The 15,929-nt window shown below is 65.9% G+C and carries 11 protein-coding genes; 6 read left to right on the top strand and 5 right to left on the bottom strand.

The window, feature by feature from the left end:
- Nucleotides 1–237: 237 nt before the first annotated feature.
- The 3 genes from HF885_RS09755 to HF885_RS09745 form a co-directional block, all read right to left on the bottom strand.
- On the bottom strand, nt 238–627 hold the full coding sequence (locus HF885_RS09755; RefSeq protein ID WP_170104736.1) for a hypothetical protein: 390 nt from the start codon (nt 625–627) through the stop codon (nt 238–240).
- Between the two features lie 404 nt (nt 628–1,031).
- Entirely contained in the window at nt 1,032–1,262 is a 231-nt protein-coding gene (locus tag HF885_RS09750; RefSeq protein ID WP_206109897.1) for a helix-turn-helix domain-containing protein, read from the bottom strand.
- A gap of 141 nt (nt 1,263–1,403) precedes the next feature.
- On the bottom strand, nt 1,404–2,642 hold the full coding sequence (locus HF885_RS09745; RefSeq protein WP_170104734.1) for a tyrosine-type recombinase/integrase: 1,239 nt from the start codon (nt 2,640–2,642) through the stop codon (nt 1,404–1,406).
- 377 nt (nt 2,643–3,019) lie between these two features.
- On the opposite strand from HF885_RS09745, the gene HF885_RS09740 reads away from it, so the two are divergent.
- The 6 genes from HF885_RS09740 (at nt 3,020) to HF885_RS09715 (ending at nt 13,965) form a co-directional block, all read left to right on the top strand.
- On the top strand, nt 3,020–3,322 hold the full coding sequence (locus HF885_RS09740; protein WP_170104733.1) for a hypothetical protein: 303 nt from the start codon (nt 3,020–3,022) through the stop codon (nt 3,320–3,322).
- Between the two features lie 248 nt (nt 3,323–3,570).
- A complete protein-coding gene (locus HF885_RS09735; RefSeq protein ID WP_170104732.1) occupies nt 3,571–4,842 on the top strand; it encodes an ATP-binding protein in 1,272 nt (423 codons plus the stop codon).
- A 380-nt stretch (nt 4,843–5,222) separates the two neighbouring features.
- A complete protein-coding gene (locus HF885_RS09730) occupies nt 5,223–6,350 on the top strand; it encodes a hypothetical protein (protein ID WP_170104731.1) in 1,128 nt (375 codons plus the stop codon).
- A 139-nt stretch (nt 6,351–6,489) separates the two neighbouring features.
- Complete coding sequence (locus HF885_RS09725) at nt 6,490–12,510, top strand: DUF3320 domain-containing protein (protein WP_170104730.1); 6,021 nt, start codon at nt 6,490–6,492, stop codon at nt 12,508–12,510.
- 177 nt (nt 12,511–12,687) lie between these two features.
- Entirely contained in the window at nt 12,688–13,569 is an 882-nt protein-coding gene (locus tag HF885_RS10335) for a hypothetical protein (RefSeq protein ID WP_206109895.1), read from the top strand.
- Nucleotides 13,570–13,689: 120 nt separating this feature from the next.
- Nucleotides 13,690–13,965 carry a hypothetical protein gene (locus HF885_RS09715; protein WP_170104729.1) on the top strand — a complete coding sequence of 92 codons (276 nt, stop codon included), beginning with the start codon at nt 13,690–13,692 and terminating at the stop codon, nt 13,963–13,965.
- A gap of 50 nt (nt 13,966–14,015) precedes the next feature.
- Here HF885_RS09715 and HF885_RS09710 read toward each other — a convergent pair whose 3' ends face one another.
- The gene (locus tag HF885_RS09710) at nt 14,016–15,221 is read right to left on the bottom strand and encodes an iron-containing alcohol dehydrogenase (protein ID WP_170104728.1); all 1,206 of its coding nucleotides are present in this window, start codon (nt 15,219–15,221) and stop codon (nt 14,016–14,018) included.
- A 94-nt stretch (nt 15,222–15,315) separates the two neighbouring features.
- Entirely contained in the window at nt 15,316–15,900 is a 585-nt protein-coding gene (locus HF885_RS09705) for a DUF5714 domain-containing protein (RefSeq protein ID WP_170104727.1), read from the bottom strand.
- Nucleotides 15,901–15,929: the final 29 nt, after the last annotated feature.

Genomic DNA, 15,929 nt, shown 5'->3' with positions numbered 1-15,929 from the left:
AGGAAGAAGGGCGTGAAGGGAGCGAAGAGCGTTGCTGCCTAGGCTAGCCCCTTGTCACACAAACTACCGAAGCCTCACATTTTCCCTCCCCGCCGTCGTTAGGTGTTCCTGACGGCGGGGAGGGCGGCCGCGGGAGGGCTTGGCTGCGGCCGTGGCGGGAGGAGATTGGGGCCACTCGGGATTCCCCGAGCGGCCCCTTTCCGACCGTGAGCGGTTTTATCGTCCTGACGTCCTAGGTCACATGCGCTCCGCCCACTGCCAGACTCCCACGAGGTGGCGCAGCTTCGCGCGGCGCTCTCCCGTGATGGCGATGGATATGGCGTCGTGGCGGATTGCTTCAACGTCGCCGTGGTCGGCGAGGTAGAGGAGGCACTCGCGGCGCATGGCGGCGACGTCGTCGTCCGCGAGGTCGAGCGTCGGCAGGGCCTCGGAGCCTGGTGCCATGGTTGTCCTGACGGTGACGAGGACTACCTCGCCGCCGTCCGTAGCCACGATACGGTTGCCGTCTACGTTGACGTCGTGCCAGCCCCTGCCCTGCAGATAGTCCGTGCAGAGCCCGAGCGCCGTCTGGCGGAGCTCCTCCTCGGACATGGTCGTTGCGGCCTGGTTCTCGCTTGTGGTGGTCATGGCTGACCCCTTCCTAGGACGTGGGGGCTCCCTTTGCCCCCCGTTGGGGCCCAGGGAGCAAGCCACGGCGACGCGGGGGCCGCGCCCTTGCGGGCGTGGCGCTGCGGGCTCCGCGGCGTCGTGGCGCCAGGGGGCGGGAAGAGGTGCTTGCCCCCTGTGCTACCTTGGTCCCAACGGGGGCCCAGAGGCCGTGTCCTTGCCCTTTGCGCTCTTCGCGTTTTCGACGGGGCGCGAGGATAGGGGACCCCTCACGGTCCCCGGCGCAGCGGCGTGTTGGAAACGCTACTCTATGAAAAAGAAGCGGGGACGCGTGGCTGATGTGCCACGCGTCCCCGTGGCGATCCTACGGTTGCAATGCGCGCCCGCGTGATGGATTAGTCATACGGACAGGCTGTCGTTCATATCTACGGAAGCCTGCCCTTGTCGAGGAGCTCCTTCTGCACAGTCCTCCTGTTGACCCTGAGGAGACCGCCAACGCGGATGTGCGGGAGGGCATTGATCAGCTGGTAGCTCTTCGTCCTCCCGACGCCGAACACCTCTTGGATGTCCCTCGGCCCGAGCCACTCGGGCCTGTCGCAGAGCGGCGACGTGTCCGAAAGCGACCTCTCTGTGGGGCCCGCTGGCTTCCTGTCCATCTCGCGTACCTCCTCCTTCGAGATTCCGTGCCATGCCGAGAAGTTACGCCGCATGTCGAAGTGTGCGGCCGTCGCCCCGGGGCGATGCGTTTCCCGGGCTTCCCGTGCGTTCCCCACCAGAAAGGGGACACAACCGCCCGGCTACACGACGCGCAGCATCGACTCGTTCCCTTCGTCTTGCCCGTCGCCGGGTCTTGCCGCCATCTGCTCGGCGATCGTCCTGGCGGCGGACCTCCTCGCGTGCGGGTCGGCGCTCGCGTAGGTGTTGAGCGTCATCGCCGCGTTCGCGTGGCCCATGAGCGAGCTCACCGTCTTGATGTCGGTGCCCGCGGCGACGAGGTAGGTGGCGTAGGTGTGCCTGAGGTCGTGCAGCGTCACCCTCCTCCCCGTGGTGCCCACCAGGTCGAGCATCTTCGCGATGGAGGCGAACTCCTTCGTGAGGCGGTCGGGGTAGTAGAATGCGCCGTTGGAGTCGCCCAGGACGTAGAGGTCCTCTATTGCCTCTGGCTTTCCGCCACTCAGCGTGACGAGGCGGCGCCTGCGCCTTGCGAGCCTCGATGCCAGGTCCGGCTCGAGCGGGACCTCGCGTCGGCTCGTTGGCGTCTTGGGCTCCTTCACCACGGCCTTGCCCTCGCACTGGCAGACTGCGACCCTCACCCGCAGGACGCCGTGGTCGAGGTCGACGTCCCTCCACCTGAGGCCGCACATCTCCTCCCTGCGCAGCCCGCAGGCGAGCCCCAGCCTTATCGCGAGCGTCACCTCGGTGTCCTGCATGGAGTCGAGCGCGAGCAGCAGCCTCTCGCGCCCGTCGGCGTCGAGTGCGTTCGGCTCCCTCGCCTCGCGCTTCGGCGGCTTGATCCGCCTCGTGAAGGGGTTCCGCTCGATGATCCCGCTGTCCGCCGCGTACTGGAGCGCCTGCTTCAGGAAGCGATGCGCCTTGGCGACCGTGTTGTTGCAGAGCCCGTCCTCGAGGAGCGCCGCCTGCATCTGGAGGATGGTGTCCCCGGTGATCTCGTCTATCCGCACGGCGCTCAGATAGCGCGAGACGTGCTTCGCGCAGTGGCGGTAGTTCGCAGCGGTGGTCTGGGCGATTCCCGCCCCGCTCTCGAGCGAGCGGATGTAGCGCTCGAGAAAGGTGGGCACGAACATGTCCTCCCTCGTGATGCCTAGGGGGAGCTCCTGCCTGCGCACCTCGTCGTCGAGCTCCTTTCGGATCTCGTCTGCCCTCCTCCTCGCGGCGCGCTTCCCCGACGCTCGGAAGCTGCGGGTGACCTGGTGCCTCTTGCCGTCTTCCGTGCGGGAGTATCGGCACTTCCAGCGGCCGTTGCCGAGGTCTATCAGCGATCCCTCGGACCAGATGTCTCCTTTTGCCTGGTACATCCCCTGCCTCCATGCCACGCAGTTGCGGTCCCCCCGTCGGTTCTCTGGCGTTTGGAACCTGCAAGCGGAGGGACCATGTATGCGAGAAGTGACCCTCCGCCCCGAGTGCACGCGGGTGCACGCGAAGAGTGCACGCAGAGTGCACGCAACCCGCCTGAACTCGATACGAAATGATACTTGGTGGACGGTCATCTGGCCTGTCTACCAGCCCTTTTGACACGATTTGGCATGAATGAGCACGATGCGGATACCCCATATAAGCGTTCTGACACGGAAGAGGTCAGAAGTTCAAATCTTCTAACGCCCACCATACATTCGCAGCCCAGAGGCATCGCCTCTAGGCTGTTTTCTTTTGGCTACATCATTGGCGGGATTGCATGGACGCAATCTATCCCGCAACAGCCTTTTGCGATCATCCGCGTGAGGTGAAGCAGGCTGCCCGTGATCGGCTCGTGCGAATCACAGAGAACGGCAACGGTGCCTACGCGTTCCGCTTTGAGGAGATTTTCCAGCGGGAGGTGGATGACGCCGTCGAATGGGCGCTCTATGTGCAGCGCGTCTCTGACGCTCATCTCGCGCTGCGACAGACCCAAGCGTCAGAAATGAAACGTACAGCTCAGAGCCATCTCCTCTGGGCTGTTTCCCTTGAAACCCGGTCGGGTCCTGTGTCTGGGTCTTAGCTCACTTGCCCGTTGCCTTAGGAGCTGTTTACTCAGCCAAAACTGAGTCAGTTTTAACTGAATAAAGCACTGGGGAGACTGTCTTCTACGGGGCAAAGTTTCGCACGACTCCCGTCACGACGGTATGGGCTTGATTGCGGTCGTCTTGGACAGGATGGCGGCCGATGAGCATGGAGCAGCTGCCCTTGAAGGGTTTATAATTCGTAAAAGTCAAAAATGTTTTGTATTTTACGAATGGAGTTGGACGAGTGAGCGAACTTCTTGCCAGGCCAATCTACTTACAGCGCGCGCTCTCCTTCAGAGACACTGATCTCGTGAAGGTGGTTACGGGTCTCAGACGCTGCGGTAAGTCTTCCCTTCTCGCCCTCGTGAGGGAGAGTCTTCAAACAGAAGGCTTGCCTGATTCTTCTTTCGTCACCCTGAACCTAGAGGATATCGGGTTGGGCATCAACACGGGCAACGATCTCTACGATTACTGCAAGGCCCATCTCAACCCATCCGGAAGGACGTACATCTTCCTCGACGAGATTCAACGAATCAAGGGCTGGCACGACGCGGTGAACGCCATGCGCGTCGCATTTGACTGCGATCTCTACGTCACAGGATCTAACGCCTTTCTCCTTTCGAGCGAGCTGTCCACCTACCTCTCTGGCCGCTACGTCGAGGTGAGAATGCTCCCACTTTCGTTCGAGGAATACGTATACTTCTGCGGGGTCAAACTCAACGCGAGTCGCACGGCGGGTGTCACTCTCTCGGGGGAGATCGTAACCTGCGATGACCTCATGTCACGGTATCTCACCTACGGTGGCATGCCTGCCATAGCGAATCTAGATGTTACTCAGGGCATGCACGAAGCCTATATGGCGGGGCTATACGACGCCGTAGTCGTACGTGACATATTTGACAGGGAACGGCACGCCAGCAAGCGACTTATCTCGAACAGGGAGACGTTTGACCGTCTGACGCGGTTCCTTGCCGATAACGTCGGAAATCAGTGCTCTGCCAACAGTATCGCAAATGCGCTTGAGTCAAGGGGCGCGAGGGTGAGTCGGGACACCGTCGCCTCGTACCTGACGGCACTTACTGATGCATACGTGTTCTACCCCTGCGAGCGGTATGACATCCATGGGAAGGCATTGCTGAGGACGCTTCCCAAGTATTTTCTTGCCGATGTTGGCATTAGAAGCTATCTCGAGGGGTATCGTCCCTCCGATGTGGGAAGGGTGTTCGAGAATGCGGTATTTCATGAGCTGCTCTATCGTGGGTGGTCGGTCCACGTGGGAAAGCTCTACGGCAAAGAGGTTGACTTCGTTGCCGTTCGAGACGGGAGGGTCGTTTATCTGCAGGTGACAGACGAACTCTTTGCGGAGGAGACGCGCAAGCGCGAGCTTGATCCCCTGCGCTCGATTCGCGACAACCACGAGAAGGCGGTAATCGTGCGACAGGGTACATACGAACGCGACGTGGATGGCATCCGCATTCTCACACCGTCCGAGTTCTTCTTCGGGGAATACATGTAATTCAAGGGCGTCGAGGTGGCGAGGGTATTCGTCCACAATCTCAGATGTAACGAAGCTGCAGCTCTTTCTGTCTTATGCGAGGGCAAACTTCTAGCCGAAACGGGCGATAAGAGAGCGGCGGGCGAGAAGAGCGTGAGCCTTGGGCAGCGATCGGGCTTCCCGAGCGTAGGTGTTCTTCTCGCCCGTGCAAGCGCGAGCCGTGGGCTCTACCCCGGCACATATCGCGGCGACCGTCTGGCATACGTCACCAATTGCAGCCGACTGGGCAGGTGACAGCGGTGGGTATGGCTTGGAAAATGACTATGCTTGTTTGAGAGTGGCCTCCGGTCATAGCTGGAGGCTGGTGGAAGCCATTGCGAAATGTCCGGGGGGCCTTTACTGTGGGCGAGGATGTCACGAGCGAGACGCGCGTCGAGGACGCGAGGGAAGCGTACCGGCGCGCGAAGGAGGAGTACGAACGTGTAAAGAGCGAGCATGACAGCGCGGTATCTCGGTGCAAGGATGCTTTGAACGAGGCGAAGAGATCCCAGAAGAAGACGATCGCCTCGCTCAACAGGCAGGTAGCCTCACTGGAGAACGACCTGCACGGGAAGGTCGCATCGGTTGGTGCGATCAGCCTTTACCACGACCGGCTTGAGGCGGGCGGTGCCACATACAAGCTCGAGCACGGACTTCGAGTAACAGTTTCCACCAGCGGAAGCAAGTATTCCACTACAGACGTCTCGGGCGGCGGAGTCAGCATTGGCGGTGCCGTGGTCGGCGCGGCCATCGCGGGCGTGCCGGGCGCCGTGATCGGCGGCAGAAAGAAGGTCAAGTCCAAGGAGGTCGTCCATGACGATCGCCATCTCTACGTGACTATCGAGGGTCCCCAGGGAGGCCAGGCAGTCAGCCTGAACCCCGATTTGGAGCAGCAGGCAAGGTCGCTCGCGTCGCAGGTTCCTGGTTGCATCAACCAGTACCAGGGGCTCGTGCAGGACATCCCGCCAAAGATCAAGGCGCTGAAGACGAAGGTGGAAGAGGCCGAGAAGGACGATGCCGTGCCGACCGCGCAGGCCGAACTCGAGAGGACGCTGAACGACACCGAACGCCTTGAGGCCGCAAGGCAGGCGCGCGACGAGGCGAGGCAGCACTACTACGACGAGAAGAAGCAGGCGAAGACCCCTCTGTTTGGCTTGCACCCGCACGGTAGCCACGACGATGCCGGGGAGGCTGGCGCCGAGGAGGCGGCGGAGCCTTTTGGCGAAGCCGCCGCTTTCGAGGGGGAACAAGAGCGTCCTGCTCCGCAAGCCGAGGCTGGGGCCGCTCAGAGGGGCAGGAGCTTCTCGGGAATCCTCTGGAAGATCCTGGGGGTCGCCGTCATTGCGCTTGGGATCTTCTTCCTGCTGGGCATGCTGGGCGGCATGTTGGACGGCTATGGAATCGCGTTCGTCCTCACATGCCTCGTCTTGGGCGGCGGCTTGGTCTATCTGGGAATCCGCCTGATGAGGCGCGGCAAGGCGAAACCGTAGGCGAACTCCGCCAGCCTGCCGGCGGCCCTCTTGTCCCCACGGCAGGCGGAGCCGTTCCCGTAATGTGGCGGTTCCTGCGGGAAAACCCGGATGCTCGGCCGTAGAATCGAAAGCGTCCGCGTTCGACCGAGGGGTGACAATGGCTTCCAACATCTCCGTCTCGGCAGACGTCCTGCCGATCTTCAACTATTCGAACATCCAGGCGCTACAACGGCCGATGCAAAGTCTGGCCATCACGAACGACACCGACTCCGAGCTCACCGACGTGCTGGTGCGGGTCGATTCGGCGACGGACCTGCTCACCGACCGTGACTTCGAGCTGCCGTCCGTTCCGCCCCACACCAGCGTCGAGGTCGACTGCGCAAGCGTGACGGTGGATTCCAAGCGCCTGCTCCAGCTTACGGAGCGCATGGTCGACAACGTGCGGATCGATGTGGTCGTTGGGGGAGAGACGCTTGCGTCCACGGACTGCGAAATAGTCTTCTTTGCGTTTGACCAGTGGCTTGGGACCCCCGAGACGCTGGCGGCGTTCGTGACGCCCAATCATCCGGCGCTTGCTCCCGTCATCGTGAGGGCGTCGGAGATCCTCAGGGAGTGGACCGGCAGCCCGTCGTTCGACGGCTACCAGAGCGGGGATGCCAACAGGGTGCGCATGCAGGCCGCGGCGCTGTTTCGCTCCCTGCAGGAACAGGGCATCGTGTATGTCGGCGCGCCCGCGAGCTTCAGCGCGGGTCAGCGCGTCCGGATGGCCGATGCGGTGCTCAGCCAGCACATGGCCACCTGCCTCGACTTCTCGTGCCTGTACGCCTCGTGCCTCGAGGCCGTCGACCTGCGACCGTTCATCGTGCTGATCAAGGGCCATGCCTTCGCGGGGGTGTGGCTGGAGGAGTCGACGTTTGCGGAGGCGGTGGAGGAGGACGCCACCGCGGTGTCCAAGCGCTTCCAGAAGGGCGTCGACCAGCTCACCGTGGTGCAGGCCACCATGATTGCGGAGGGCTCCAAGGCCACGTTCGAGGACGCCGAGCTCTCCGCCCGCTCCATGGTGGACCCCGCGACGTTCCAGTGCGCGGTTGATGTGCGCCGCGCGCGCTACAGCCAGATCATCCCCCTTCCCGTCCGCGTCATGGGAGACGACGGGTGGCACGTGGAGGCGCCAAAGGTCGACCTGGGCGAGGCGGTCGCGCCCGACAGCATGAGGACGTCCACCGCGGTGCTCGACGTCGCGGAGGACAGGCACACGCGCAAACAGACGTGGGAGCGCAGCCTTCTCGACCTCTCCATGCACAACAACCTCCTCAACATGAGGCCCGGCGCGCGCGTCATGCCCCTGCTGATTCCCTCCGTGGACGAGCTCGAGGACTTCCTCGCCCTGGACAACGACATCGTGATCGCGCCGAAGCCCAACGAGTTCCCCAACATGGACGATGTCGCCTCGAGCATCATCGATCTTTCGGAGTCCGGAAAGCAGCTGCTGCGCAACGAGTTCCGCGAGGGACGCCTGCGCACCGCGTTCACCGACGCGGCGCTGCAGAGGAACCTGAACAACCTGTACCGCTCGTCCCGCTCCTCCATGGAAGAGACGGGGTCAAACACCCTGTTCCTCTCCCTGGGAACGCTCAAGTGGGTGGACGAGAAGCGCGGGGGAAAGGTGCGCCTCGCGCCCATCATGCTGTTCCCCGTCGACCTCGTCCGCAAGTCGGCCAAGGCGGGCTACGTCATGCGGCTGCGCGACGAGGACCCCCAGATAAACATCTCGCTGCTCGAGATGCTGAGACAGGACTTCGGCATCTCGATCAACGGGCTCGACCCCCTGCCCGCAGACGATGCCGGCGTGGACACGCGCCTCGTCCTGAACACGGTGCTCAGCAAGGTGATGGACCAGAAGGGCTGGGAGGTGCTCGAGAACGGGATGGTCGGACTCTTCTCGTTCTCCCAGTTCGTCATGTGGAGCGACATCCGCGGCGGGGAGGACGACCTGCGCGGCAACAAGATCGTCAACTCCATGATGGAGGGGCACCTCACGTGGGCCCCCGAGCCCATCGACCCGGACGAGAAGGTCGACCCGTCCACGCTGCTGCTTCCTGCCGAGGCCGATTCCTCCCAGATGCTCGCGATCAAGAGGGCGGTCTTGGACGGCCAGAGCTTCGTTCTGCATGGGCCTCCGGGCACGGGCAAGTCGCAGACGATCTCGCTGCTCATCGCCAACGCGCTGGCACGCGGCAAGCGGGTGCTGTTCGTGGCCGAGAAGATGGCGGCCTTGGAGGTCGTGGAGCACAGGCTGGCCGCGCTTGGGCTCGAGCCGTTCTGCCTGGAGGTCCACTCGACCAAGGCGACCAAGAACCACGTGTTCGAGCAGATAAAGGCGGCGGCCGAGCTTGGTCGTGCGGAGCGGCCCTCGGCCTATGCCAGCAAGGCCGCCGAGGTCCGCACCCTTAGGCAGCGCCTGGACACGTACGCGCGCGGCTTGGAGCAGGCCAATGGCGCCGGCTTCACGCTGCGCGAGCAGATCTGCCGCTACGAGGAGCTCGCGCGGAGGGCAAGGCCAATGCGCGTGAGCCGCGAGTTCACGGAGTCCATCAAGGGGCAGGAGGACTTCGCGGAAAGAATCAACGCCGCCGAGCGCCTGCTCGCGCAGGGCAGGGAGTTTGCGCCCTGCTCCCGCAGCCCGCTTGCGCCCGTGCGGGGAACCGAGTACGCGCAGGGCATGCGAGAAGAGCTTCCCGCGCTGCTTTCGACCTACGTCGACGCGCTTCGACGGCTCGACTCCGAGGCCGGGCGGGCTGCGGCGGCGACGGGCATGCCCGCGCCATCGAGGAGGGGAGACTACGAGGAGCTTGCCTCCGCGTTGCGGTCGGCCGCAAGGATGGCCGCGCTCCCCGGCAGCTGGGTCGAGGCCCAGAGCCTTCAGATGCTGCTGGACAACCTCTCAATTCTCCTGCGCGACCACGACGGCCTCGAGGACCTGCGCTCGCGCATCGCGCGCAGGCGGACCGACTCGTTCTTCTCCCTCGACCCCGCCGCGATTCGCGCCAGATGGGTGGAGGCGAACTCGAAGGGGGTGCTGCGTCGCGGCAAGGCGGTCTCGTCGGTGCTTTCCGAGCTCTCGCTCAGCTCGCGCGAGCCGGTGGGCAAGGACGACGTGGCCGAGTTCCTGGACGAGCTCGAGGGGTGGGGTACCGCGTCTGCGGACCTCGCGCGACTGTTCGACCGGATGCGTCCCTACCTCACGGACTTCATGCACGCCGACGACTCCGTTGACTGGCGGGCGCTCGACGCCCGCCTGGGCGAGGCGCGCGACCTGCTTGCCTCGGGCGTCGTTGCGCAGGGGCTCGTCGGCGGCGCGGCAGGCGCGTCGGGCGTGGGCGACCTCGGCGCCGCCTACCTGGAATCCCTTGCTGCGGAGCGCGACGCGCGGTCCCGGGTCGAGGCTCTTCTCGGCCCCCTCGCCCCCATCGGCGAGGACGCCGGGTGGGTCGCCGGCCAGGTCGCGGCGGCCGAGTCCGTCTTGGGCAGCCTGGACGGCCTTCGCCAGTGGATGGGCTGGAACGTCGCGCGCGCCCGCACCCGCTCGCTTGGACTTTCGGGGCTCGTCGACTACCTGGACGACCACGCCGTCGGGGATGACACGCTGGACTCGTTCGAGTGCGGCGTGTTTCGCACCATGGTCATGGCGAGCCTCGACTCCCTGCCGGGCATGAACGCGTTTACCGGCTCGCGCTTCTCGCAGGTCGTGCGTCAGTACTCCCGCGCGGACTCTCAGCTTCGCGATCTGGCGCGTCAGGAGATCTACTACGAGGTGGCCTCGCGCACGCCCGACCTCTCCGGACCGGACGGCGCCACCCCGCAGGCCGTGCGCCTGCAGCGGGCGCTGCGGAGCCGTGGTCGCAATGTCACGATCCGCTCGGTCTTCTCGGAGTGCGGCGACGTCGTGTTCTCGCTGTGCCCGTGCCTGCTCATGAGCCCGCTCTCGGTGGCGCAGTATCTGGAGCCCGGCCCTGGGCAGTTCGACCTCGTCGTCTTCGACGAGGCCTCCCAGCTCCAGACCTGCAAGGCGGTCGGGGCCCTGAGCCGCGCGAAGGAGGCCGTCATCGTGGGCGACCCCAAGCAGATGCCTCCGACCAGCTTCTTCCAGGGCAAGGTGGGGGACGAGGACTACGAGGAGGTTGCAGACCTCGAGTCGGTGCTGGAGGACTGCCTCGCGCTCAACATGCCGCAGACGTACCTCCGCTGGCACTACCGCAGCCGGCACGAGAGCCTGATAGCCTTCTCGAACAAGAGGTTCTACGAGAACCGCATGCTCACCTTCCCGTCCGCGGACGACCGCACGAGCCACGTGGCGTTCCGGAAGGTGGAGGGCACCTTCGAGCGCGGCGGCGCCCGCGTCAACCGCGCCGAGGCGGAGGCCGTCGTCGCCGAGATTGCCCGCCGCCACAAGGACCCCGCGCTGTCGGGCCAGAGCGTCGGCGTCGTCACGTTCAACATCCCGCAGCAGACCCTGATCGAGGACCTCTTCCAACAGGCATGTGCCGCGGACGCGTCCTTGGACGCCTGGGCCCATGCCGGCGACGAGCCCGTCTTCATCAAGAACCTCGAGAACGTCCAGGGCGACGAGCGCGACGCCATCCTGTTCTCCATCACCTACGCGCCCGACGCCAACGGTCGCATGAGCATGAACTTCGGCCCCATCAACCGCGAGGGCGGCTGGCGTCGGCTCAACGTCGCCGTGACGCGCGCACGGCAGGGCATGGTGGTCTTCTCGTCCATCGAGCCCACCGACATCGACCTCAACCGGACCTCGTCCGCCGGTCCTGCCTCGCTGCGGGCGTTCCTCGAGTACGCTCGTCGCGGCAGCTTCGGGTCGGTCAGCGTGGAGGAGATGCGGGCGTCGGGAACGGACGACGCCATAGCGCGCGAGCTCTGCGAGCGCCTTGCGGCGCTGGGCTATCGCACGAAGACCAACGTGGGAAGAAGCGCGTACCGCGTGGACGCCGCCGTTGTCGACCCCGCGGACGAGGGGCGCTACCTTGCCGGAATACTCCTTGACGGCCGCTTCTATCGCATGGCCGGAACCACCAGGGATCGCGAGATCGCACAGCCCGAGCTCCTCGAGGGGTTGGGGTGGAAGGTAACCCGCGTCTGGGCCATCGACTGGTGGGAAGACCCGGATGCCGTTGTGGACGAGGTCCGCCGCTTCCTCGAGGGGGTGCTGGGCGAGAAGGGCGAGACGATTCCGACCCCCGGCTCCGCCGTGGTGGCGCAGGGGGACGAGGCTACTCTCGCGCCCGCCGCAGCCCCCGGGTGCGCGGAGGGGCACGTTGTCACGGAATCGGAGGCAGAGCCGGAGGCGGCGCCTGCGCCAGAGCCGGAGCCAGAGCCTGAACCTACGCCAGAGCCGGAGCAAGGGCCCGAACCGGCACCCGAGCCGGCGCCGGAGGAGCCCCAGCGTGCCCGTGCACCGGAAGACGAGGGGCCCGCGAAGGTTGCCGCGGCGGGGAATGCCGATTCCAGCCTCGTTGTAATTGCCCCGGGGGAGCCCGAGGCCAAGGGCGTCGCGCCTGCCGTCACCTCGCAGGACGCCGGCCAGGCGGAGGCATCAGGGCGTCGCCGCGCTTACAGGACGGCCCAGCTGGAGCCGGCGGACCCGGATGCGGACCTCCTGGCTCTCGAGAAGGACGACCTGGCTTCTGTCGTGGAGGCGATCCTTGAGGTCGAGGCTCCAATCGAGGAGGGGCTTCTCTATAGGCGCATCACACGGCACTTTGGCGTTCGCATGGGAAGCAAGGTGCGAGCGAAGTGCGAGGAGGGCGTCAAGGCCGCGCATGGCAGACGCGTCACGCAGGCCGGTCGCACGATCGTGTGGCTCCGCGGCCAGGACCCCAAGTCATACGTCATCTACCGCGTGCCGCAGGGGGAGGGCGACAGGCGCTCGTTCGACGAGCTGCCGCTGGAGGAAATCGCCGCCGCGGCGCTGGAGTTCATCGAGAAGAACGGTCCGTGTGAGCAGGAGGACCTGGTAAGGGGAGTGCTGCACGAGCTGGAGTTCTCTAGGCTCACGGCAGCCGCGCGCGAGTACCTGCAGAAGGGCCTCACGTTTGGCATTCGGCGCGGGCTCTACAAGAGGAGCAAGTCCACCTACCTGCTTCCCGACGCGGCGGAGTGATCAGGGGCGGCCGCGCAAACGCGTTGCGACCGATGGCGGGCTTGGACCTCATGAAGTTGCAGGCCAGGGGGGACGTTCCTTTGGCAAGGGGTGGTGCTGGCGGTCCTGGTGCGCGCGGACCTGTTCTTGGAGCGAGGCAAGCTGGACGCCGTGCCGCACGGACATTAGGGGGGACCGATGCTGTACACGCCGACCACGAAGCGGGCGCTGCGGTTTTGCATGGAGGCGCACGCAGGCCAGCGGGACAAGGCCGGATTGCCGTACGCAAACCACCCGCTGCATCTTGCGGAGCAGATGTCGACCGAGGACGAGACCTGCGTCGCGCTCTTGCACGACGTGATGGAGGACTGCGGGGCGACTGCGGATGACCTACGTGCGCTGGGCGTGTCGCCCGCGGCGGTGCGGGCGGTGGAGCTGCTGACGCACCGGGACGGCGTGCCGTACCTGGACTACGTGCGGGCGCTGCGCATGAACCCCATCGCTCGCAGGGTGAAGGCCGCCGACCTGCGACACAACTGCGACCTTACGCGCCTGGACCACGTGACGGACGCGGACGTGGCTCGGCTGCGCAGGTATCTGCAAGCTCGCGTGGCACTGGGTGACATGGCGACGGAGCTGCGGACGCCGCTTGGTACCGTGCGGATGGAGGCGGGTGGCGAGCCGTTTGCGTTTGAGCTGCGCAAAGAGTCGCGGGACGGTGCCACGCACGCGTTCGCGCTGTGCGCGGACGTGCTGCCGCTTGCGGTGGGCGAGAGCGTCGCGGTGCGCTACGACTTTGGCCGCGCGGTGGAGCGCGGTAGCGGCGAGCGCGTTAACTGGCGCGTGTACCAGCGGGAGGGCGTCACGGTAGGCGTGGGTTTCGAGGACGATGCAGATGCCGACGGCGCGGCTGGCGGCCGCACGTGGCGCTACGACTACTCCGCAGGCGCCTACGACGTGGTGCGGGACCCCGTGGCGCAGCGCTACCAGCCCCTCTGTAACAGGTTCTGCGTGCGCGTGGCATGGCGCAACGGCACCGGCGACCGGGATGCGCGCATCGTGGCGGAGGTCGTGGGATGACGCGGGCGCACGTTTCGTAGCGCATCATGTGTCCACGCGCGCTGGTACACTGGGGGCGAAGGCGACGGTTGAAGGTCGTCGGCTGGAACACAGCCGCTGACCGGCAAAGACGGGGGCGCCATGAGCATCTTTGGGTGGATGGACGCAGACGACGACGGCATTCCCGACAACATGCTGTACTACGACCTCTGCACGGGCGGCAAGGCCACGAAGGCCGCGGCGGCGCGCAAGAAGGGTGCCGTGGCCGGCGGCTCCGCTGGCCACGCGGGCATGGCGACCGGAGGCCGGCTCAACCTCGGCAAGGTCCGCAAGATCCAGTCCGGCCACGTGCCCGAGAGCCTGAGGCACCCGTCCGATGCCCCGGGCCAGGGGCGCGGGCCTTCTCGCCCGCGCTAGCCGCCGCGCGCCACGGGCGAGAAGGGCCGTCCTCGGGCGAGAAGCGCCGCCTAGAACGCCGAGAGGTATATGGCGCGCGCGTCCTCCATGGTGAGCGGCATGAGCTCGCCGAAGCGCTCGCCCTTGTTCTGGCGCAGCGTCTGGAGCCAGCCGTCCACCTCCGCGGGCGCAAGGTCGAGGTCGGCCAGCGTGCGCGGCATGCCAAGGCTCACGAAGAAGCGCTGCAGCTCGTCGATCGCATAGGTGATCGCGTCCTGGGTAGCCTCGTCCGTCTGGTCCACGGGCTCCACGTCGAACACGCCCTTCGCGAACGCCAGGAAGCGCTCGCGGTCCGCGCGCCACACGTAGCGCATCCACGCAGGCAGGATCACGGCCAGGCCGGCGCCGTGCGTGACTTCCGGGCGGTGCGCAGATATCTCGTGCTCGAGGCCGTGGCTCTCCCAGCCGCCGGCGCGCTTGGTGGGCGCGGAGGCGCGGCCGCAGCCGCAGAGGTCGTTGTGGGCGAGCGTGCCGGACCACATGATGGTGGCACGGGCGTCGTAGTCGTCCGGAGTGGCGGTAACGGTGGTCGCCGCGTCGATCACGGCGCGGATGATGCCGCACGCGATGTTGTCCGTGACGGGCACGGCGCCGGCGCCGCTGAAGAAGCGCTCGCATATGTGGCAGATGATGTCCACCGCGCCGGCCGCCGTCTGGTACTGCGGCAGCGTGAACGTGACCTCGGGGTCGAGCACCGCCACGCGCGGGCGGAACACGTCGCCGTTCACGCCCTTCTTCAGGCTGAGCGCGTCGTTGCTGATGACGCACGAGGCGGAGGCCTCAGATCCCGCGGCGGGGATGGTCAGCACGCAGGCAACCGGAAGGCACGCGCCGATCTGCGCCTTGTGGCTGAAGAAGTCCCACACGTCGCCCTGGTAGGGCACGCCAAACGCAATCGCCTTTGAGCAGTCGATCACGGACCCGCCGCCGACGGCGAGCACAAGGTCCACGCTCTTCTCGCGCGCGAGCTCTATGCCCGTGCGCACGAGGCCCACCTCGGGGTTGGGCCGGACGCCGGGAAGCTCCACGTGCTCCACGCCGGCGGCCTCGAGCGACGCCGTCACGCGGGCAAGGAGGCCGGTGCGCACGACGGAGCCGCCGCCGTACACCAGAAGGACGCGCTTTGCCCCAAGCGCGGCGACCTCGCCCCCGATCCTGTCCGCGTAGCCGCGGCCGAACACGAAGCGGGTGGGGGATTGGAACACGAAGTCGTTCATGGTGGACTGCCTTCCGTTGGGGCCGTGGGCCCGGGTTGTTGTGTGGGTTCATTCTAGCGGTTGGCGCGGGCGTGGCATGCAGGGCACGCGCGCCCTATTGCGCGTCCGAGCCTGCCGCGGGGAAGTACGGGCACTTCTCGCCCAGGCATTGGGCGTTCTGCGGATAGAATCCGCAGCGTATGTCATCCTTCTGCAAGCGGACGCCAAAGCGGTCGCGCACGTAGTCCACGGCCACCTGAAGCGACACGTACGCGTCGCGCTTGCAGCAGCGCGGCCCGCCAATGCGCGAAAGGCCCTCGAGCGCGCGCGACGTGTATTGCATGTGGCTGCCCCACGAGTCGTCGCTGGTAAGGGGCCCCGTTCCCTCCAGGATGCTGAGCGCCGCGCCCACGGACGCCGTGGCCCCGCACACGCCCCAGCGGCCGCACATGGCGCCAGGCATCTGCAAGCCGCGCGCCATGAGCTCGGCCAGCGCTGCGGAAAGGTCCACGTCGCCGCCGGCGTTGCGGTACGCGGTCAGCAGCGCCGCGCCGTCCAGCACGTGGTGCTCCGGCCCGTGCATGCGCACGAAGTCCTGCCGCGCAACGCTTTTGAACACCTGGCAGGGGCTTGCGCTTGTCTGCTCCAGACATGCGTTCACTATCAGGTTGCCGCGTTCCTCAAGAGTGAGCTCGTCCATGTTGTCCCGCCTCCGCATCTTGCACTTAT

It is taken from the genome of Parafannyhessea umbonata (assembly GCF_012844235.1).
Taxonomy (GTDB): domain Bacteria; phylum Actinomycetota; class Coriobacteriia; order Coriobacteriales; family Atopobiaceae; genus Parafannyhessea.
The sequence above is the reverse complement of the archived record's forward strand: the minus strand, read 5'-3'. Positions and strand labels throughout refer to the sequence as shown.